Origin of the sequence: Mesorhizobium sp. M0016 (genome assembly GCF_040324035.1) — a bacterium.
Lineage (GTDB): Bacteria > Pseudomonadota > Alphaproteobacteria > Rhizobiales > Rhizobiaceae > Mesorhizobium.
The window spans coordinates 62,159-80,206 of record NZ_JAMYVM010000015.1; the positions used below are offsets into that span (position 1 = coordinate 62,159).

General features: G+C 63.1%; 16 protein-coding genes and 1 tRNA gene. 5 read left to right on the forward strand and 12 right to left on the reverse strand.

The window, feature by feature from the left end; translation table 11 throughout:
* Positions 1-171: 171 nt before the first annotated feature.
* Positions 172-4,734: a PAS domain-containing hybrid sensor histidine kinase/response regulator gene (locus NKJ88_RS20965; RefSeq protein WP_502904760.1), complete on the reverse strand. Its 4,563-nt coding sequence runs from the start codon at positions 4,732-4,734 to the stop codon at positions 172-174.
* A 188-nt stretch (positions 4,735-4,922) separates the two neighbouring features.
* Between NKJ88_RS20965 and NKJ88_RS20970 the strand changes: the two genes are divergently transcribed.
* Entirely contained in the window at positions 4,923-5,279 is a 357-nt protein-coding gene (locus NKJ88_RS20970; RefSeq protein WP_023670115.1) for a hypothetical protein, read from the forward strand.
* Between the two features lie 118 nt (positions 5,280-5,397).
* Here NKJ88_RS20970 and NKJ88_RS20975 read toward each other — a convergent pair whose 3' ends face one another.
* On the reverse strand, positions 5,398-6,303 hold the full coding sequence (locus NKJ88_RS20975) for a DUF2865 domain-containing protein (RefSeq protein WP_023737394.1): 906 nt from the start codon (positions 6,301-6,303) through the stop codon (positions 5,398-5,400).
* 292 nt (positions 6,304-6,595) lie between these two features.
* On the opposite strand from NKJ88_RS20975, the gene NKJ88_RS20980 reads away from it, so the two are divergent.
* The gene (locus NKJ88_RS20980; RefSeq protein ID WP_023690098.1) at positions 6,596-6,811 is read left to right on the forward strand and encodes a hypothetical protein; all 216 of its coding nucleotides are present in this window, start codon (positions 6,596-6,598) and stop codon (positions 6,809-6,811) included.
* Between the two features lie 135 nt (positions 6,812-6,946).
* Here the strand turns inward: NKJ88_RS20980 and tolA are convergent, their stop codons facing one another.
* The 6 genes from tolA to NKJ88_RS21010 all read right to left on the reverse strand — a co-directional run bounded on the left by tolA (position 6,947) and on the right by NKJ88_RS21010 (position 10,585).
* Entirely contained in the window at positions 6,947-7,315 is a 369-nt protein-coding gene (gene tolA / locus NKJ88_RS20985) for a cell envelope integrity protein TolA (protein ID WP_023690097.1), read from the reverse strand.
* Positions 7,316-7,535: 220 nt separating this feature from the next.
* A complete protein-coding gene (locus tag NKJ88_RS20990; protein WP_352445266.1) occupies positions 7,536-8,417 on the reverse strand; it encodes a glutathione S-transferase family protein in 882 nt (293 codons plus the stop codon).
* A gap of 25 nt (positions 8,418-8,442) precedes the next feature.
* On the reverse strand, positions 8,443-9,024 hold the full coding sequence (locus tag NKJ88_RS20995; protein WP_352445267.1) for a VOC family protein: 582 nt from the start codon (positions 9,022-9,024) through the stop codon (positions 8,443-8,445).
* A 592-nt stretch (positions 9,025-9,616) separates the two neighbouring features.
* Positions 9,617-9,691: transfer RNA gene (locus NKJ88_RS21000), tRNA-Glu, on the reverse strand.
* Positions 9,692-9,783: 92 nt separating this feature from the next.
* Positions 9,784-10,191, reverse strand: coding sequence for a VOC family protein (locus NKJ88_RS21005; RefSeq protein ID WP_352445268.1), 408 nt, complete (start codon positions 10,189-10,191; stop codon positions 9,784-9,786).
* 13 nt (positions 10,192-10,204) lie between these two features.
* The gene (locus tag NKJ88_RS21010) at positions 10,205-10,585 is read right to left on the reverse strand and encodes a hypothetical protein (RefSeq protein WP_023748342.1); all 381 of its coding nucleotides are present in this window, start codon (positions 10,583-10,585) and stop codon (positions 10,205-10,207) included.
* A gap of 26 nt (positions 10,586-10,611) precedes the next feature.
* Here NKJ88_RS21010 and NKJ88_RS21015 point away from each other — a divergent pair, with 26 nt between their 5' ends.
* Positions 10,612-11,670 (forward strand): RluA family pseudouridine synthase, encoded by a 1,059-nt coding sequence (locus tag NKJ88_RS21015; protein ID WP_023748341.1) that lies wholly within the window; start codon positions 10,612-10,614, stop codon positions 11,668-11,670.
* 244 nt (positions 11,671-11,914) lie between these two features.
* Entirely contained in the window at positions 11,915-12,826 is a 912-nt protein-coding gene (gene rpoH / locus NKJ88_RS21020; RefSeq protein WP_023670124.1) for an RNA polymerase sigma factor RpoH, read from the forward strand.
* Between the two features lie 301 nt (positions 12,827-13,127).
* Here the strand turns inward: rpoH and NKJ88_RS21025 are convergent, their stop codons facing one another.
* The 4 genes from NKJ88_RS21025 to NKJ88_RS21040 all read right to left on the reverse strand — a co-directional run bounded on the left by NKJ88_RS21025 (position 13,128) and on the right by NKJ88_RS21040 (position 15,646).
* The gene (locus NKJ88_RS21025; protein WP_352445271.1) at positions 13,128-14,000 is read right to left on the reverse strand and encodes an MBL fold metallo-hydrolase; all 873 of its coding nucleotides are present in this window, start codon (positions 13,998-14,000) and stop codon (positions 13,128-13,130) included.
* Positions 14,001-14,146: 146 nt separating this feature from the next.
* The gene (locus tag NKJ88_RS21030; protein WP_023683982.1) at positions 14,147-14,806 is read right to left on the reverse strand and encodes a peroxiredoxin; all 660 of its coding nucleotides are present in this window, start codon (positions 14,804-14,806) and stop codon (positions 14,147-14,149) included.
* A 189-nt stretch (positions 14,807-14,995) separates the two neighbouring features.
* Entirely contained in the window at positions 14,996-15,361 is a 366-nt protein-coding gene (locus NKJ88_RS21035; protein WP_023670127.1) for a cell division protein ZapA, read from the reverse strand.
* Between the two features lie 12 nt (positions 15,362-15,373).
* The gene (locus tag NKJ88_RS21040) at positions 15,374-15,646 is read right to left on the reverse strand and encodes a DUF4164 domain-containing protein (protein ID WP_023670128.1); all 273 of its coding nucleotides are present in this window, start codon (positions 15,644-15,646) and stop codon (positions 15,374-15,376) included.
* 273 nt (positions 15,647-15,919) lie between these two features.
* On the opposite strand from NKJ88_RS21040, the gene tkt reads away from it, so the two are divergent.
* Entirely contained in the window at positions 15,920-17,911 is a 1,992-nt protein-coding gene (tkt, locus tag NKJ88_RS21045) for a transketolase (RefSeq protein WP_023683983.1), read from the forward strand.
* The last annotated feature ends 137 nt before the right edge of the window (positions 17,912-18,048 follow it).

Consider the following 18,048-nt stretch of genomic DNA (forward strand, 5'->3'; position numbering starts at 1 on the left):
GGGTAGATTCGACGCTGTTTCTTGTCGGCGGTCGCTTGCTCCCGCCCGTAACTGAATGAGCGGTTTCGTCGCGACCATTGTCCTGACTGGGCGCCAGCTTTGATATGGTGCGATCGCACCATAGCCTTGGCTGTTGCGGCGCGGCCGAATCCCGGCCGGCGCCGCAGGTTGCTATCCAGCGTCTCGTTGGGCTTCGCCTGATATGCCGACCCAGCGCTCGACCTTTTCGAGCAGCGCCCTGGGGCTGATCGGCTTGGGCAGATAGTCGTCCATGCCGGCTTCCAGGCAGCGCTCGCGGTCGCCCTTCAAGGCATGCGCGGTGACGCCGACGATCGGGATATGCATACCCGTATGTTCTTCAAGCCGGCGAATTGCGGCGGTGGCCTCGAGCCCGTTCATCTCCGGCATCGAGACGTCCATCAGGATCATGCGCGGATTAAGCCGGCCGAAGGCATCAAGCGCCTTGCGGCCGTTGCCGACGATTTCGAAACTGTAGCCGGTTTCGCCGATTATCTGGGTGAACACCATCTGGTTCACTTCATTGTCCTCCGCAACGAGGATGTCGAGCCGGCGTTCATCCCCGGCGGCCCGGGCGCGGGCACGAACCGGCGGCGGTTGCAGCAGGGCGCGTTCCGAGGCAGCGAGCGGCGGCTTTGCCGGCGACGGTTCGTTCCTGCCGCCGCCGGAACCGCTGCTTGCCGCCGGCAGCACACGGGCGTCCGTGATATTGTGATGGTGCCGCTGGATGGTGGCGACCAGCGTTTCCAGAAGCACCGAGGAACGCGCCGGCTTGATCAGCTGGGCGTCGATGCCGAGATCGCGATAGCTGGTGTTGGCGAGCGACTGGTCGACCGAGGTCAGCATGATGATCGGCGTGTCGGCCAGCCCTGCGGTGTTGCGCACGACGCGCGCCATTTCGGCGCCGCTCATCCCCGGCATCTGATAATCGAGCACGACGCAGTCGACCGGCACGCCGTAGGCAGCCGCGGCGACCAGCACCTTGAGCCCTTCGGGTCCGCTTTCGGCGGCGCAGGAATCGAAGGTCCATGACGCCATCTGCTCGCTCAGGATCGATCGGTTGACGGCATTGTCGTCGACGATCAGCACCCGTGAGCCGGTCACGTCGACCGGCATGATCCGCCGTCCGGTCTGTTCCTCGGCCCTGGGCAATGTCACGGTGAACCAGAAGGTCGAGCCCTTGCCTTCGGCGCTCTCGACACCGATCTCGCCGCCCATCAACTCGACCAGCCGCGAGGTGATGGCGAGCCCGAGCCCTGTGCCTTCGTGGCGTCTGGTCGACGAGGTGTCGGCCTGACTGAATTTTTCGAAGACGAGCTTCAGTTTCTGCTGCGGAATGCCGATGCCGGTGTCGGTGACCGAAACGGTAAGCTTTGTCCCCGTCGGCCCCCTTTGTCCGGTCACGTCGACCAGCACGTGGCCTTCGTCGGTAAACTTCACCGCGTTGCCGACCAGATTGGTGACGATCTGCCTGACGCGACCGACATCGCCGACGAACAGGCTTTCCAGGCCCGGCTCGACGCGCACGATGAGCTCGAGGTCCTTCTCCTTGGCGCGGGTCGATATCAGCGTCGCCACGTCCTCGATCGCTTCGGGCAGGTTGAAGGGCGCAGGGTCGAGCACCAGCTGTCCGGCATCGATCTTGGAGAAGTCCAGTATGTCGTTGATGATGGTCAAGAGCGCGTTACCCGATTTGACGATGATGTCGGTGAACGTCTTCTGCTTGGGATCGAGGTCGGATTTGGCCAGCAACTCGGCCATGCCGAGTACGCCGTTCATCGGCGTGCGGATCTCGTGGCTCATATTGGCCAGGAATTCCGACTTGGCGCGGTCGGCCAGCACGGCGCGCTGGCGCGCCTCGCGCAGTTCGGCCTCGCGCAGCTTCAGTTCGGTGATGTCGGTGGTCGACCCAATCAGATAGAGCGAACCGTCGGACGCGATCATCGCGCCCTTGCGGGCGAACTGGTGGCGCACGCTGCCGTCGGCAAGCGTCACCGTTTCCTCGATCTCCTGTGTATCGCCTGTGCGCAGCACGGCGAGATCGCTGTTGACGAAGGCTTCGCCGTCCTCGCCGAAAATCTCGATGTCCGTTTTGCCGATCGCGTCTTCCCTGCGGAGGCCGGTGAGGTCGCACCAGCCCTTGTTGACGTAGAGCTGCCTGAGGTCGGAGCGCTTGGCGTAGATCGACACCGGCACGTTGTCGATGAGATTGCGGAACACCTCGTTCTCGCGCATGCTCTCTTCCAGCGCCTGCTCGCGCGCCTTGACGTCGGTGATGTCGGTGCTGGAGCCGACCAGGTGCACCGACCCGTCGAGCGCCACCAGCCGGCTCTTGCGCGTCATCAATTGCCGCACCGTGCCGTCGCGATGGGTAACGGGCTCCTCGATCTCGCGGCCGCGGCCGGTGACGACGACCTCGGTGTCGTCATGGGTGTAGGTTTCGGCGTCGTCGATGCCGAAAAGCTGGAGATCGGTCCGGCCGATGACCTCCTCCTTGGGGATGCCGGTCAACGCACACCAGGCCTTGTTGACGAATTCCATGCTCAGATCCTGCGCCTTGATGAAGGCGGCGACCGGCAGTTCGTCCATGACGTGGCGGAACAGGTCGATCTGGCGCATGCTTTCCTGCAGCGCCTTTTCGCGGCTCTTGATCTCCGAGATGTCGACGCGCACGCCGATGAAGGTGCCGTCCTCGGTGCGCATATCGTAGACCTGATACCAGCGGCCGTCGGGATTGCACCGTTCGTAGGAGGAGTTCGGCAGGCGGTAGCGGGCGAGAATGGCATCCAGCCAGATGTCTCGATCGCCGTCATAGAGCTTGTCGGTCTCCGGATCGCCGCTGAAGCGGAAATATCCCACGGAATGTCCGAGTTCCAGGGCCTCGCGGAAGCTGCGGCCGGGCTGCCATGCCGGTTTCAGCGCCGGCAGCGTGTCCTGCAGCTTGCGATTGGCAAAGATGAACTTGTCGTCGCGGTCATAGATGATGACGGCCGCCGGCAGCGACTCCAGCACCGTGGCGAGGTTCTTGCGGGCGTCCTCGGCCTCGGTCTCGCGGCGCTTCATGTCGGAAATGTCGAACAGGAAACCGGCGACATAGTTGCGGCCACTGGGCATGCCGACGCGGTTCTTGCGCACGATGCGCGAGCGGCTGGCGCCCTCGGCGTCGAAAGTCTCCTCGACCTCGTAGGGCGTGCCGGTCGCCAGCACGGCGCGTTCGCTGTCTTCGAATTGCGCGGCGTCCTTTTGCTTGAGGAAGTCGCCGCCGGGCCTGCCCAGCATCGCTTGCGGGCTCTGTCCGAACAGTGCCGAAAACGCCTCATTGACGAAGACGAAACGCAGATTGTCGTCCTTGACGAAGATCGGGTCCTTGACGCCGTTGATCACCGCCTCGGCCAGCCGCGATTTCTCCAGCGCTTGGGCGAGTTCAGCCTCGCGATCCTTCATGTTGGTGACGTCGACATAGGAGATCAGCCTTTTGCCGCCGGCGAGCGGCGCCAGCGAGGCAATCAGCGTACGGCCGTCATTGCGTGGCAGTTGCCTGGAGCCAACCAGGCCGGCCGAGATTTCTGCTTCGCGCTCGGCGATGTGGCCCTGCCATTCGGCATCGTCAGCACCGTAAGGGTCCATATCGCGGCTGGCCTGCATCAGTTCGCGGAAGCCGCAGCCGATGCCGGCGCGTCGGGGATCGATTTCCCAGAAATCATAGAAGGCGCGGTTGATCACCTCCGCGCGCATCTCCGCATCGAGGACGAGCACGCCGATCGGCATCTGGTCGACCATCGTGCGAAGATTGGCGAAGGTCTCCGTAATTTTGGCGTTGGCACTCTCGATCTCGGCGTCGCGACGCTTGAGCTCGGAGACGTCGTAGTAGGTCAACAGCCGCTTGCCGCCGGACAACGCCGTCACGGAGAACATCATCGTCCTGCCATTGGCATGGAGAAATTCGCGTGGCGCAACCGAGCCGGCGCTGATCTCCTCGATGCGGGTGGCTAGGTAGTGCTGCCACTGCTGTTCATCGAGATCGCCGTAGATGCCGTTGCGGCGGTTGAGTTCCATCAACAGGCTGAACGGCGCGCCGACCGTGACGGCGCCGTCGGGAATCCTGGAGAGCTCGCGATAGGCCTTGTTGACGATGAGCGTGTCGAACTTCGCGTCAAGCACCACGACGCCCATATGCATGGCATCCATTGTCCGCTCGAGATCGGCGAGGTGCTGCGTAGCCTCGCCGGCCGGCGGATCGCTCTCGTCCTGCCGCAGTTCGTCCAGCGCACCGGCCAGTGCCGTGACGTTGCGGCCGATGCCGCGATAGCCGATGAATTCGCCTTCGCCGTCGAACCGCGGGGAACCGGTGATCGAAACCCAGCGGCAGCCGGGACGGCCGCCCTTCAACTCATAAACAAAGTCGCGAAACGGCCGATGCGCCTGCAGATCCTCCAGATGCGCGGCGGCGTGTCGATTGCCGTGCACCATCTGCTTGAGGAAATCGAAGCGGAAACGGCCAAGAATGCTGGCGGGATCGATGCCGGTGGCGGCCTGGTAGTTCTCCGAAAGCCAGGAAAAGCGCAGCTCGGCGTCGGTCTCCCAGACCCAGTCGGCGCCGGCCCCGACCAGTTCGCGCAGCGCTTCGGGCGAACCCCCGACGGACGTATCCTCGCCGTTCACCACCCCTTTTCGGGAACCGCGTCCGCCGCGTGTTCCAACAGTCCCGTCAGCCATCCCGTTCCCACCCCGAAAGCCAAGGCCGAACCCCCTCAGCGGTTCGCCGGCGGAATGTGCCCGAGAAGCATTAATGATCCGCTAACCATAACCAATCCAGACTGCGGCCAGAGCCACATTGCCCTGCGGTATTCCGCCGGTTGTCGGCGGAACCCCGGCCGGGCTATAAGTCGGCGGGGGTGTTGCTGATGACCGGTTGGATCGTGCCTTGTTTCCTGTGCATGGCGCTGCTTGCGGGCAGCGGCTGCGCACGCAGCTATGACGGCACGGTGGTGATCCCGAAGCCGCTCGATATCAGGCGGGTCTGGGATCGCGATCCGTCGCAGACTGAGGCCAGCCGGATGCAGGCGGCAGCCGGTGTGTTTCCGACGCCGCCGCCGCAGGAGCCCTACCGGCCCGCGGCACGCAGGCACACGACACAAATAGCTGCGCCAAGGCGGCACGTCAGGTCCAGCCCTCCCAGCATGGCTTCCGAACCGGCCAATCCGCTCACCTGCAAGAATGTCAGCGAACCCGGCAAACGCTACAGGATGGTTTGCGAATAGCTGGTACTAGTGCAATTCCAGGAAAACTGTGAAACGGTTTTCCGTCCGGAATTGCGTAAAACAAAGACATAGAGCGGTTCGCCGTTTCGGTGAAACGGTGAAACGCTCTAGGCGCAGGTTACTCCGCCGGGAAGAAAGCCGGCCCGACCACCCTGACCGGCCGCGAGCCGGCCAATGGCTCGACCGATTGTCGCTGGGCGGCGCCCCTGGCCTCTGCAGCGTCTGCGCCAGGCTGGAGAAGTTGCGCCACGGTGCCAAGATCCGGCTTCGCTGACGGCAAAGGAATGATCGCGTTGGCCATATTGGCTGGCGTCACCGTGCGCGCTCTCAGCTCGGCAACGCGCCGGTGATAGCGCTTGAGGTCGCAGGCCCTGAAGTTCGCATCATTGCGATATTTGAAGGCCGTCGGCAGGTCCTTGTAGGATGTGCGCGTATCGAGCGCGACCATCTCTTCGGTTTCAAGGCTTGGATCACTGAGCGTGTACAGGTCGACGCCGGCATCGTCGCAGATGTAGCGGCACTGATCGACCATCTCCTTGACATCGCCGCCTTGCACGAACTGCGATTTCGGCGCCGGGAAGAAATAGCCGTCGGAGAGACGAACGCAAAACAGCATCGAATTGCTGCCGATCATGGCGCCAGCCGGACGCTGTCTTTGTTGCCCGGCGGCGGGCGTGCAGCCGAGCGCGACGAGCCTGGCCTGCAGTCCGGACGCATCCCGGCGCGAAATCGCGGCGCCGGCGATCTGGCGTTGCACCTGTGTGCGGCTTTTGGCGAGGTCGGCGCAAGCATTGAAGAAGCCCCCCACCGCACTTTGCGCCGTGCACCGGCGTTGCCTCTCCAGCCCCTGGATCGCCGCAAGCTGGCGACGCAGCTGCGCAAGCTCGGAGCTGATCCCGCCGCTGCGGCCGGACGGTGCCAGCTGGCTCCTGAGCGCGGCGCATGGATCGGCAAGGGAAGCCGAAATGCCGAGGACGCTTGCCGACACCAGTGCAAAGGTCACTACAAGCCACAAACGCATCATCGGCGACACCTGGTCCTTGTACCCCTGTGGAGCCGATCGCCGCTCCAGCCGATTGAGCCTCAATGCGTGAGGTAAGTCTAATTCAAGAGACGCCAGCAACCGCCAGGTATTTTATGCCGAGTGTATTATGCCGGTTCCTGTAAATTCGCTATTACACTTTTGTTTCAAGATTGCGACGAGGCCAGGCTCGGGCGAGCCCGGGCCGCCGCAATCATCGATCCCGCGTTATCGGGCCCTTGCGGATGAAACCTTTCTCCGGTGTCTCGCGTTGTGTCGGGCAAAGGAGACGAAGATGTCTATTCACTTCACTGTCTCTGGCCTGACCAGGAACCTGTTCCACTCGCTGGGGCTGGACCATGAGCGGGCGCCGAGAGCGCTCGATCCCGAACAGAGCCTGTTGCTGGAATGCTATCTGGCCGGACAGATTCCGGAATCCGCCTGGGCCGACTACGTCTTCGAGACGCCGGAACTGCAGCGGCATGTCGATATCAGACGCCCGCACAACTGATCAGAGCAACTTCAGGAAAAGTGTGAGTCGTTTTTCCGGGAAAAGCGCGTAGCGCTTTCCCCTGGGAATTGCGTCAAGACAACGAGAGAGGGGGTCGCCGTTTCTGTGAAAACGGTGAAACGCTCGCCCGCTCGCCTACTGCTTGGGCGAAGCGAATTGCACGGTGAAGACATTGCCCGCGACGCCTTGCGCCAGCGTCGGCGAGAAGCTCAACGGGAGGCACTTTTGCAGGGCAGTGGTTGCGGCGTCGACGAATGACTTCCTGGTATCGGCATCGCCATCGACCTTGATCGCCGTCGGCCGCGGCGGACCGATCAGCGTGCCGTCGCGCTTGAAGCTGAAGCTCAAGGTGACGCTGGCATTTCCAACACCCGCCGGCGGCGTCCAGCACGCCTGGATGGCATCGCCGACCTCCGCCATCGTGTCGAGCGGCGCGGCATTGCACGGGTAGCCTCCGACCAACACAACACCGGCAATCGCAAACACTCTCGCTACGCCCTTCATCGCAAAGCTCCTCGTGTGTCGTCCGCCGACCATGATGGTAGGGTCGAAGCAGACGATGGCAATATGCCTGATGTCGGACTTTACAGCATGAGACGTGCCTGATGGCGCATCGGCGAAAAGCAAAAGGCCGGCATTGCGCCGACCTTTCCCTTCACCCTTGCGCCAGTACATCCGTGGTCGCGCGGTGCCTTCAATAGACAGCGTTCTGGTTAATGAATCCTTAGCGTTGCGCGCTGGCCTGCGACTTCACATAGGCGATGTAGCCGCGCACGTCGCCGGCCGGCTCGGCATAGGCCTTACCGAGTTTCTTCTCCATCGCAGCGACATACTCCTTGGCCCATTTTGGCAGCGCATAGTCGATGACGGCCAGGAACTCCAGCGTCGATGCCAGGCGTATGTCGGCGATCGACGGGTGCTTGCCGCCGATGAACGGCTTGCCGTCCCTGAAGAAGGAGTGAAACACCTCCAGCGGCTCGGCAATCGCCGCCATGGCGGCCTTCTGCGCCTCGGACTTCTTCTCCGGATGAGCGTCGCTATGGCCGACCTCGCCGGCATAGTGCGGGAAACCCAGCGCCGGATAGGTGGCGCGCGCCACATACGGGTAGAGCGTGCCGATCAGGTAGAACATGGCGCTGTCGACCATCGCCCGCTTGGCCGGTGCCTTGGGATAGAATTTCTCCAGCCCGTGCTTGTTGGCGAGATACTGCATGATGGCACAGCTCTCCCACAGCACGCCGCGCGGCAGCCCCTTGTCCTCGATCATCGGCGTCAGATGCGCCGGATTGCGCGCCATATATTCGGGCGAGCGCGTGTGGCCCCAGGCGTCGGTCTCGGCGGCGTCGAACCCGGCCGCACGGGCAAACACCCGGACGGTCATGTTGTTGACGCTTGGCTTCAGCATCGAGAGCTTCAGCGCCGGTTTTTTCGCCGCCTTGGGCTTCGGCGCGGATTTCTTGGCAGCCGGCCTCGTCGCGGTTTTCGCGGCCGGCTTTGCGGCTGCCTTCGGCGCGGCCTTTACCGCCGCTTTTGCCGCCGGCTTCGCTGCCGCGTTTGCTGCTGGCTTGGCCGCTGGTTTGCCAGCGCTCTTAACTGTCTTTGCCATTATGGTCCTCCCCTTTTGCTGGCCGTCAGTATGGATTCTTCGGCGTCCGGTCGTCCGACAAGGTCTCGCGCGACCACTCGACCAGCGTCTGGATCGCGTCGGCAAGGTGCACTTCGGCGATGTTGTAGTCGCCGCGCGCAACGCGCAGCTTGTGCGCCTGCATCAGCACATCGGCGTGGGTGAAGCCGGCCGGCGGCTCAAAGCGATAGGACGCCAGCTCGATCAAGAGGCCGAGCGGATCCTCGAAATAGATCGAATCCATGAAGCCGCGATCCTTGACGCCGCTGTGCTTGATGGCGCGCTCGTCGAGCCGGGCGACCGCCTGCAGGAAGGTCACGCGCGACACCGAGAACGCAATATGATGGACGCAGCCCGGTTCGGTGGGCGTGCGCCGCTTGACCGGCGTGCGGCTCTCGTCGGTGAAGACGGTGATCAGCCTGCCGTCGCCGGGATCGAAATAAAGATGGCTTTCGCTTGGCTTGTCGAGGTTGGGCTGCTCGAAAATGAACGGCATGCCGAGCACGCCCTCCCAGAAATCGATCGAGGTCTGGCGGCCGGCGCCGACGAGGGTGATGTGATGGACGCCCTGCGACTGCAGTTTCTGCATCGGTCTCCTCCTCGCCGACCCTCGCCTATGTTCCCCGGCGTCTTGCGCGCCGCAACGCCCTTTGGCGAGGCTTCGTACATGATGCTAGTGCAATTGGCAGCGCCGCGCCAGAAGCTCGCGGAGACTGCCGGCGCTGGATGGTGAAAGAGACTTAAGGTTGCATGACCTGAGGCTACGCGACCGCTCTGAGCTCGGCTTCCGCCAGCGTGCCCAGGCCCGCGCATTCGGCGCATGCCATGGTCTGCCCGGGACAGCCGGCCCGATGCGTGCCTTGCGGGCAGCAATGCCCTTTCGACTCGCGCCATTTCAAGCAATCGAAAACCTGCCCGCTGCCGTGACAGCACGGGCATATCATTTTTGCCGAACTCATACCTGCTATGCCCAACCAAATCCGCGTTGCCGCAGATGCTATCCCCGCACCGCAAGTAACAGAGATCGCTACGCTTTCAAGCGTCGCGGTCTGACTTAAATTGGGTGTATCTGTGACGCGGATTTGCCGGGTTTTCGCTGATGCCGCCGACCCTCGCGGTCACACGCGATCCGCGCGGCTGCTGCCCGAAATTGTCGATGATGCGGAAGGAAAGCGGTTGCTTGGTACGCCCAAGGGGAATCGAACCCCTGTTCCCGCCGTGAGAGGGCGGTGTCCTGACCGCTAGACGATGGGCGCGTTCAAGAACCGGCGATATAGGCTGACGGTTTGGAAAAAGCAACTGGGCTTCGAACGGCCGGACCGCTTCTGTGCAATCTCGGTTTGCGGACTTAGCGTTTCGGCTCGATCAGGTCCCACAGATTGCCGTAGAGATCGGCGAAAACCGCCACGGTGCCGTACGGCTCATGGCGTGGCGTTTCATGGAAATCGACGCCGTTTTCCAGCATCGTCGCATGGTCCCTGGCAAAATCGTCGGTTTCGAGAAACAAAACCACGCGGCCGCCGGTCTGGTCGCCGACGCGGCTTTTCTGCACATCGTCCAACGCTTCCGCCAAAAGCAGCCGGGGGCCTTGCCCGGCCGACGGCGTCACCGTCACCCAGTGCTTGCTGTCACCGAGATCGATGTTGTCGCAGAGCGCAAAGCCAAGCTTGCCGACATACCAGGCAATCGCCTCGTCATAATCGGCGACGACGAGCGTAACGGTTGCTATGCGGCGATGGTCGGCAAACCCGGTCATTGTTTCGGCCCGCTCATTTGTTGCGGATGGCGAAGCGGCCGATGATACGGCGCTCGGCGATGTCGTAGACGAAGATGGTGCGGCTGCCGTCGCTGAGCTCGGCGTCGATTGAAATTCGATTGCCCGACAGAGCCTGGCTGATCACCTTGGCTCCGACCGGGAGCACTATGTCGGCCGCGAGCGGCTCGCCGGGCGGAATTGGAATGTCGTTGGCGAGCGGCGGGTTCGCGGGCGGCGCTTTGCGCGATTTGTAGACAATGGCCGCGATCACCACCATAAGGGCCAGCAAAAGCAGGCCGAGATTGATGGCCATGAAACGGATGAGCCTGCCGCGCACCTTTTCGATCTCGGGATCGAGCGGCTTTTCTTCTTCATCGGCAACGGGCCGGGCCATGGCAGAACTTTCCGGAACTTTTTTCGATGAGCGCTCATAGCGAAGAGACCCCTGAATTGATAGAGGCTGGACAATTCATAGAGGCGGCGCCGACCGTGCTCGAAGCCGGCGCGGAAGCGGCCGGCCAGCGCCTCGACCAGTGGCTGGCGAGCGCCCTCGGGCCTGACATGTCGCGCAGCCGGGTGCAGATGCTGATCCGGCAAGGTGCCGTTTCGATCGACGGCAAGCCGGTCGACGAGACCAAGCGCAAGATGAGTGCCGGCGAGCGCGTATCGGTCGTCATGCCCGAGCCGGAACCGGCCGAACCGCAAGGCGAGCCCATCGTGCTCGACGTGCTTTATGAGGACGACGAGCTGATCGTCATCAACAAGCCGGCCGGCCTCGTCGTCCATCCCGGCGCCGGCAACTGGACCGGCACGCTGGTCAACGCCCTGATCCACCACTGCGGCAACAGTCTTTCCGGCATTGGCGGCGTCAGGCGGCCGGGCATCGTCCATAGGCTGGACAAGGAAACGAGCGGCGTCATGGTGGTGGCCAAGACCGACCGCGCCCACAAGGCGCTGTCGGAGGCCTTTGCCGACCACGGCCGCACCGGCGACCTCGAACGTGCCTATCTGGCGCTGGTCTGGGGAATCCCGTCGCGGCCGGCCGGAACGGTCGATGCGCCGCTTGGCCGTGCCGCCGACCGCGTGCGCCGCGCCGTCGTGCCGGAAGGCCGTGACGATGCCCGCCACGCCGTGACCCATTTCACCGTCAAGGAGCGTTTCGGCGAGGGCCAGCAGGCGTTCGCCACCGCCAGCCTGGTCGAATGCCGGCTGGAAACCGGCCGCACCCACCAGATCCGCGTCCACATGGCCCATATCGGCCATCCCGTCATCGGCGACCCCGATTACGGCCAGGCCTTCCGCACCAAGGCCAACCGGCTGCCCGAGCGGCTGAAGGGTCAGGTCAAGGCATTTTCCAGGCAAGCTTTGCATGCCTGGCTCCTTGCATTTCGGCACCCGGCTACCCATTTATCGATGAGGTTCGAGGCGCCGATACCGGGGGACATGGAGGAACTCGTCGGCGGCTTTCGCAAACTCTGAACCCGAGCAATTCCAGGAAAAGTGTGAAACGGTTTTCCGTCCGGAATTGCGTCTAAACAAGCCAGCTAAAACCTGAGCGGCATTGTTCACTTCAGCGTGACACACTGTTTCGTGTTGAACAAATGCCTGTCTTTTCTGGTTTTGTTCCTATATAAATCAGCTGCCGCGGGCGAGCCTTTTGGTGCTCGCGTCACATGCCCGCCGCGTTTCGGGGGCATCACTCCAATAGAGAGGGGGCGCTATCATGGCCCAGTCACTACCCAGTATTGTTTCCGGCGAAGGCGGCCTCAGCCGCTACCTGGAAGAAATCCGCCGCTTTCCCATGCTTCAGCCGCAGGAAGAGTACATGCTCGCCAAGCGCTACGCCGAGCATGAAGACACCAGCGCTGCGCACAAGCTCGTCACCAGCCATCTTCGGCTCGTCGCTAAGATCGCCATGGGCTATCGCGGCTACGGCCTGCCGATCGGCGAAGTGATCTCGGAAGGCAATGTCGGCCTGATGCAGGCCGTCAAGAAATTCGAACCCGAGCGTGGCTTCCGCCTCGCGACCTACGCCATGTGGTGGATCAAGGCCTCGATCCAGGAGTACATCCTGCGCTCGTGGAGCCTGGTCAAGATGGGCACGACCGCCAATCAGAAGCGCCTGTTCTTCAACCTGCGCAAGGTGAAGGGCAAGATCCAGGCGCTGGACGATGGCGACCTCAAGCCCGACCAGATCACCGAGATCGCCACCAGGCTGAACGTGTCGGAAGCCGAAGTCGTGTCGATGAACCGCCGCCTGTCGGGCGACGCGTCGCTGAACGCGCCGATCCGCGCCAGCGAAGGTGAATCCGGCGAATGGCAGGACTGGCTGGTCGATGACCACGAAAGCCAGGAAGACATGCTGATCGAGCAGGACGAGCTGGAAAACCGCCGCGGCATGCTGTCGGGCGCTCTGGCCGTGCTCAACGATCGTGAGCGGCGCATCTTCGAGGCCCGCCGCCTCGCCGAGGAGCCGCTGACGCTGGAAGAGCTGTCGTCCGAGTTCGACATCAGCCGGGAGCGCGTGCGCCAGATCGAGGTGCGCGCCTTCGAGAAGGTGCAGGACGCGGTCAAGGCCGCCGCCAAGCGCCAGATGCAGGCGCTGCGCACGATCGAGGCGCAGCCGGCGGCGTAAAGCTGGGTTCGGCTAAGGAACAGAAGGCGGCGTCGGGAAACCGGCGCCGCCTTTTTTTATGTCTTACGCTTACGCTGGCGATTGGCGAAAGCATTCTTGACATCCAATCTCCCGCTTGCGGGGGGAGATGTCCGGCAGGACAGAGGGGGGTGTGAAGGATCGCCAACTTCGGTTTTGGCTACCCTATCGGAATTGACGGCACAGCTACCCGACTGACAGGTCAGCGGGACAGCACCCCCCTCTGCCCTGCCGGGCATCTCTCCCGCAAGGGGGGAGATCGGCAGCTTCGCCAACTGCCCTCTCAAAGCCCATCAAGCGGAAACTTCAGATACCGCCTCCCATTGGCCTCCGGTTCCGGCAGCCGTCCACCATTCATGTTGACCTGCAGCGCATGCAGGATCAGCCGCGGCATCGGCAGTGTCTTGTCGCGCGCTTCGCGCAAGTCGACGAACTCGGCTTCGCTGCGCGCCGCAACGAGGTGGATATTCTTCGCCCTCTGCTCGGCGACCGTGCTCTCCCAGCGCGGCTCGCGGCCGCCGGCCTGATAGTCGTGGCCGACAAACACCCGCGTTTCGTCCGGCAGCGCCAGAACGCCCTCAATCGAATGCCACAGCCGCGCGGCACTGCCGCCGGGAAAGTCCGTCCTTGCCGAGCCGCTGTCGGGCATGAACAGCGTGTCGTGGACGAAGGCTGCGTCGCCAATGACATAGGTGATCGAGGCGAGCGTGTGGCCGGGCGAGAACAGCACCTTGACCGGCAGGTTGCCGATCAGGAACGTCTCGCCTTCCCCAAACAGCCGGTCCCACTGCGAGCCGTCTGCGGGGAAATCCGGCCAGTTGTAGATCGCCTTCCACAGCGCCTGGACTTCGACGATCCTGTCGCCGATCGCCGTCGGCGCGCCGGTCCTTTCCTTGAGATAGTGCGCCGCCGAGAAATGATCGGCATGCGGATGGGTGTCCAGGATCCACTCGAGCTCCAGCCCGTTTTCGCGGATAAAATCCAGCAAGGCGTCGGCATTCTTCGTCGCCGTCGCGCCGGATTTTTCGTCGAAGTCGAGGATCGGGTCGATGACGGCGCAGCGTCTCGTCACCGGGTCGGTGACGACATACTGGATGGCGCCGGTCGGCTTGTCGTAGAAGCCGGCGACCTCAGGTTTGGCCGAAGCGATGTCCAATATCCGGCTCCCCTGCCCCTTGCCCGACAGGAACCGTTTTCTCCGTCGGGGCTGAACAAGAGCATGGTCATCTGGCAAAGCGCGCCGGTCAAGCACGCCTTGCCACAAATAGGACTGAAGCCCGAAATAGCTCCGACGGAGAAAACCTAGGCTGACGGCTGCTTGGTCTTCCTGAGATAGGGCAGGATCGTCTCGAAAGCGCCAAAACGCTTGACCGCATCTTCGTTCGAAACCGCGGCGGTGATGATCACATCCTCGCCCTGCTTCCAGTTGGCCGGCGTCGCCACCTGGTGCTTGGCGGTCAGCTGCATGGAATCGACCGCGCGCAGGATCTCGTCGAAGTTGCGGCCCGTCGTCATTGGGTAAGTCAGCACCAGCTTGATCTTCTTGTCCGGCCCGACGACATAGACCGAGCGCACCGTGGCGTTGTCGGCCGGCGTGCGGCCTTCCGACGTCTCGCCGGCGCCCGCCGGCAGCATGCCATAAAGCTTGGCCACCTTGAGGTCCTTGTCGCCGATCAGCGGGTAGTTCACCGTCTGGCCGGTCGCCGTCTTGATGTCGGCCTGCCACTTGTCGTGGCTCGCAACGGGATCGACGGAAATGCCGATGACCTTGACGTTGCGCTTCTTGAACTCGCCTTCGAGCCCCGCCATCGTGCCCAGCTCGGTGGTGCAGACCGGGGTGAAATTCTTCGGATGGCTGAACAGGATCGCCCAGCCGTCGCCGATCCAGTCATGAAACTTGATCGGCCCTTGCGTGGTCTCGGCGGTGAAGTCAGGCGCGATGTCGTTGATACGAAGGCTCATGGCATTATTCCCCAGCAACAGATTTCGTCAGGAGCGGCCGTGGACGGCGTCAACGCTCCGGCATTCCCGCATCTTAGCGCAAAAATCGCGGCTGCAGGACAATAGGAAACTATTATTGGCGACCGAACGAGCACTTTCGTTCTACGGACCGACGTTGGGCCGACAATCTTTCGTTTGTGCGGGGAAGACTCAGGCCTTGTTGACCGCCAGCGACGTGGCCAGGTCTTCCATGCGCTGGGCGAGCGCGCCGAGCGCGCTGGTCAGCACGGTGTCGTTCTTGTCGGCCTTGGTCAGCGCTTCGTCGCGCGTCTTGCGCAGTGTCTGCACTTCGGTCTCCATGCCCTTGACCCGCTTCTGCAGCTCCGAAAGCTCGTCCATCACCATGATGCCGGCCATCACCGTCAGCCGCTGGTCGCCGATCTCGCCGAACGAATCCTTCAGATGCGAGACATAACGGTCGAACCGCTCGGCGAGGTCGATCAGGTGCTCTTCCTGACCCTCGTCGCAAGCCATGCGATACTGCTTGCCGTCGATGGAAACCGTGACCTGTGCCATGGCCTGCAGCTCCTACCTGTCCAGCACCGCGCGGATGGTTTCCATGGCGGTCACCAAGCGGCGCGACACTTCCTTGTTGGCATCTTCCAGCCGTTCGGCGCGGGCTTCGGAATTGTCGAGTTCCTGCGCCAGCCGTGAACGGTCGGCGTTCATGCGCTGCACCTCAGCCTCGGCTTCGGAATAGTCGCGCTCGTGCTCGAGCTTGGCCGCGACGGCGTTTTCCAGCCCCTCGATGGCCTTGCCCAGCCTGTGGATGACTTCTTTGAGTGTGGTTTCGCCGGTCATGGCCTTTGTCCTGTGCCCTGCCCATCACCGAATCGCTTCGCGTTCAGAACGCGTTAACAAGGAAACATTAGGCACCGGGTGAAGGCAACGTCAACAAAGCTCTCGCGACTGTCCCCCGCTAACGCTAATGTAGGTCGCCCCATAAGGTCTCAAAGCCATCACAAGACCGGCAAATGTGCAGCCGATTTGTTGACTAAAAGCCCGTGGCTGCTATGTGTCGCGCACTCTTTCCTGGGCTCTGCCAAGCCCACAAATCCCCACCCCGGAGGTACCATGACGTCGCGTGAACAACATGACCGGATGGCCAATGCGATCCGTTTTCTCTCCATGGACGCCGTCGAGAAGTCCCAGTCCGGCCATCCCGGCCTGCCCATGGGCTGCGCCGACATCGCCACAGTGCTGTTCACCCGCTTTCTGAAATATGATCCGAAGAACCCCCATTGGCCGGACCGAGACCGCTTCATCCTGTCGGCCGGCCACGGTTCTATGCTGCTCTACTCGCTGCTGCATCTGACCGGTTACGAGGACATGACCCTCGACCAGATCAAGCATTTCCGCCAGCTGGGTTCCAAGACTGCCGGCCATCCCGAATACGGCCATGCCACCGGCATCGAGACGACGACCGGCCCGCTCGGCCAGGGTCTCGCCAATTCGGTCGGCTTCGCGCTCGGCGAGCGCATCATGAACGCCGCCTTCGGGAACGACCTCGTCGACCACTACACCTATGTGCTGGCCGGCGACGGCTGCCTGATGGAAGGTGTTTCCCAGGAAGCCATCGCGCTGGCCGGCCACCTCAAGCTCAACAAGCTGATCGTCTTCTGGGACAACAACAACATCTCGATCGACGGTCCGGTTTCGCTTGCAGACAACACCGACCAGGTCGCCCGCTTCCAGGCCTCGGGCTGGAATGCCAGCCACATTGACGGCACCGACCCCGAGGCGATCGCCTACGCCATCGAAGCCGCCCGCCATTCCGACAAGCCGACGATGATCGCCTGCAAGACGACCATCGGCTTCGGCGCCCCGACCAAGGCCGGCACCAACAAGGCGCACGGTTCGCCGCTCGGCGCCGACGAGATCGCAGGCGCGCGGAAATTCTTCAACTGGGACTCGCCGCCCTTCGAAATTCCGGCCGACATTCTCGACGCCTGGCGCACCGCCGGCAAGGCCGGCGTCAAGCCGCGCACCGACTGGGAAGGCCGGCTCGCCAAGGCCAAGCCCGAGCTGAAGGCCGAGTTCGAGCGCCGCCTCGCCGGCAAGCTGCCGTCGAATTTCGATGCCGTCATTGCCGACTACAGGAAGAAGCTGTCGGCCGACAAGCCGAAGGTCGCCACCCGCAAATCGTCGGAAATGGCGCTGGAAGTCATCAACGGCGCGGTGCCGGAAACCATCGGCGGCTCTGCCGACCTGACGGGCTCCAACAACACCAAGACCAGCCAGACCAAGAACATCACGCCGGACGATTACGGCCAGCGCTATGTCCACTACGGCATCCGCGAGCATGGCATGGCGGCCGCCCTCAACGGCCTGACGCTGCATGGCGGCCTCATCGCCTACGGTGGCACCTTCATGTGCTTCTCTGACTATGCCCGTCCGTCGATGCGGCTGGCGTCGCTGATGGGCATCCGCTCGATCTTCGTCATGACCCATGATTCGATCGGTTTGGGCGAAGACGGCCCGACCCACCAGCCGGTCGAGCACCTGGCGGCGCTCCGCGCCATCCCCAACCACAATGTCTTCCGTCCGGCCGACGCGGTGGAAACCGCCGAATGCTGGCAGATTGCCATTGAATCGGAAAAGACCCCGTCCACCCTGGCGCTGACCCGCCAGAACCTGCCGACGGTGCGCACCGAGCACTCGGCCAGGAACCTCTCGAGCCAGGGCGCCTATGAACTGGCCGCGGCGAGCGGCGAAGCGGCGGTGACGATCTTCGCGACCGGCTCCGAGGTCGAGATCGCGCTCGGCGCCCGTGATTTGCTTGAAAAGCATGGGCACCCGACCCGCGTCGTCTCGGTGCCTTGCTTCGAACTGTTCGACCAGCAGAGCGACGCCTATCGCAAGGAGACGATCGGCAACGCGCCGATCAAGATGGCGATCGAGGCCGGCATCCGCCAGGGCTGGGATCACCTGATCGGCTCCGACGGCATCTTCATCGGCATGACCGGCTTCGGCGCTTCCGGCACCATCGAGCAGCTCTACCCGCATTTCGGCATCACCGCCGAAGCCGCGGCCAAGGCGGCGGAAGCCCGCCTGCACGGCAAGTAAGATCAGGGTCAGTCCCGCGCACCTCCAAGGCGGATTCGCGGGGCTGGACCAACCTAATCGATTTAAATTCGGCCTTCTGCGGCTGGATTCTTGTGCCATCCGCCGCTATGAAGCTGCGGACCCATCTGCCGCCTCCA

Excerpts from the sequence above, each read along its gene's own strand:
- NKJ88_RS20965 (WP_502904760.1), bottom strand. The coding sequence starts at position 4,734 with ATGGCTGACGGGACTGTTGGAACACGCGGCGGACGCGGTTCCCGAAAA.
- NKJ88_RS20970 (WP_023670115.1), top strand. The coding sequence starts at position 4,923 with ATGACCGGTTGGATCGTGCCTTGTTTCCTGTGCATGGCGCTGCTTGCG.
- NKJ88_RS20975 (WP_023737394.1), bottom strand. The coding sequence starts at position 6,303 with ATGATGCGTTTGTGGCTTGTAGTGACCTTTGCACTGGTGTCGGCAAGC.
- NKJ88_RS20980 (WP_023690098.1), top strand. The coding sequence starts at position 6,596 with ATGTCTATTCACTTCACTGTCTCTGGCCTGACCAGGAACCTGTTCCAC.
- tolA (WP_023690097.1), bottom strand. The coding sequence starts at position 7,315 with ATGAAGGGCGTAGCGAGAGTGTTTGCGATTGCCGGTGTTGTGTTGGTC.
- NKJ88_RS20990 (WP_352445266.1), bottom strand. The coding sequence starts at position 8,417 with ATGGCAAAGACAGTTAAGAGCGCTGGCAAACCAGCGGCCAAGCCAGCA.
- NKJ88_RS20995 (WP_352445267.1), bottom strand. The coding sequence starts at position 9,024 with ATGCAGAAACTGCAGTCGCAGGGCGTCCATCACATCACCCTCGTCGGC.
- NKJ88_RS21005 (WP_352445268.1), bottom strand. The coding sequence starts at position 10,191 with ATGACCGGGTTTGCCGACCATCGCCGCATAGCAACCGTTACGCTCGTC.
- NKJ88_RS21010 (WP_023748342.1), bottom strand. The coding sequence starts at position 10,585 with ATGGCCCGGCCCGTTGCCGATGAAGAAGAAAAGCCGCTCGATCCCGAG.
- NKJ88_RS21015 (WP_023748341.1), top strand. The coding sequence starts at position 10,612 with ATGAGCGCTCATAGCGAAGAGACCCCTGAATTGATAGAGGCTGGACAA.
- rpoH (WP_023670124.1), top strand. The coding sequence starts at position 11,915 with ATGGCCCAGTCACTACCCAGTATTGTTTCCGGCGAAGGCGGCCTCAGC.
- NKJ88_RS21030 (WP_023683982.1), bottom strand. The coding sequence starts at position 14,806 with ATGAGCCTTCGTATCAACGACATCGCGCCTGACTTCACCGCCGAGACC.
- NKJ88_RS21035 (WP_023670127.1), bottom strand. The coding sequence starts at position 15,361 with ATGGCACAGGTCACGGTTTCCATCGACGGCAAGCAGTATCGCATGGCT.
- NKJ88_RS21040 (WP_023670128.1), bottom strand. The coding sequence starts at position 15,646 with ATGACCGGCGAAACCACACTCAAAGAAGTCATCCACAGGCTGGGCAAG.
- tkt (WP_023683983.1), top strand. The coding sequence starts at position 15,920 with ATGACGTCGCGTGAACAACATGACCGGATGGCCAATGCGATCCGTTTT.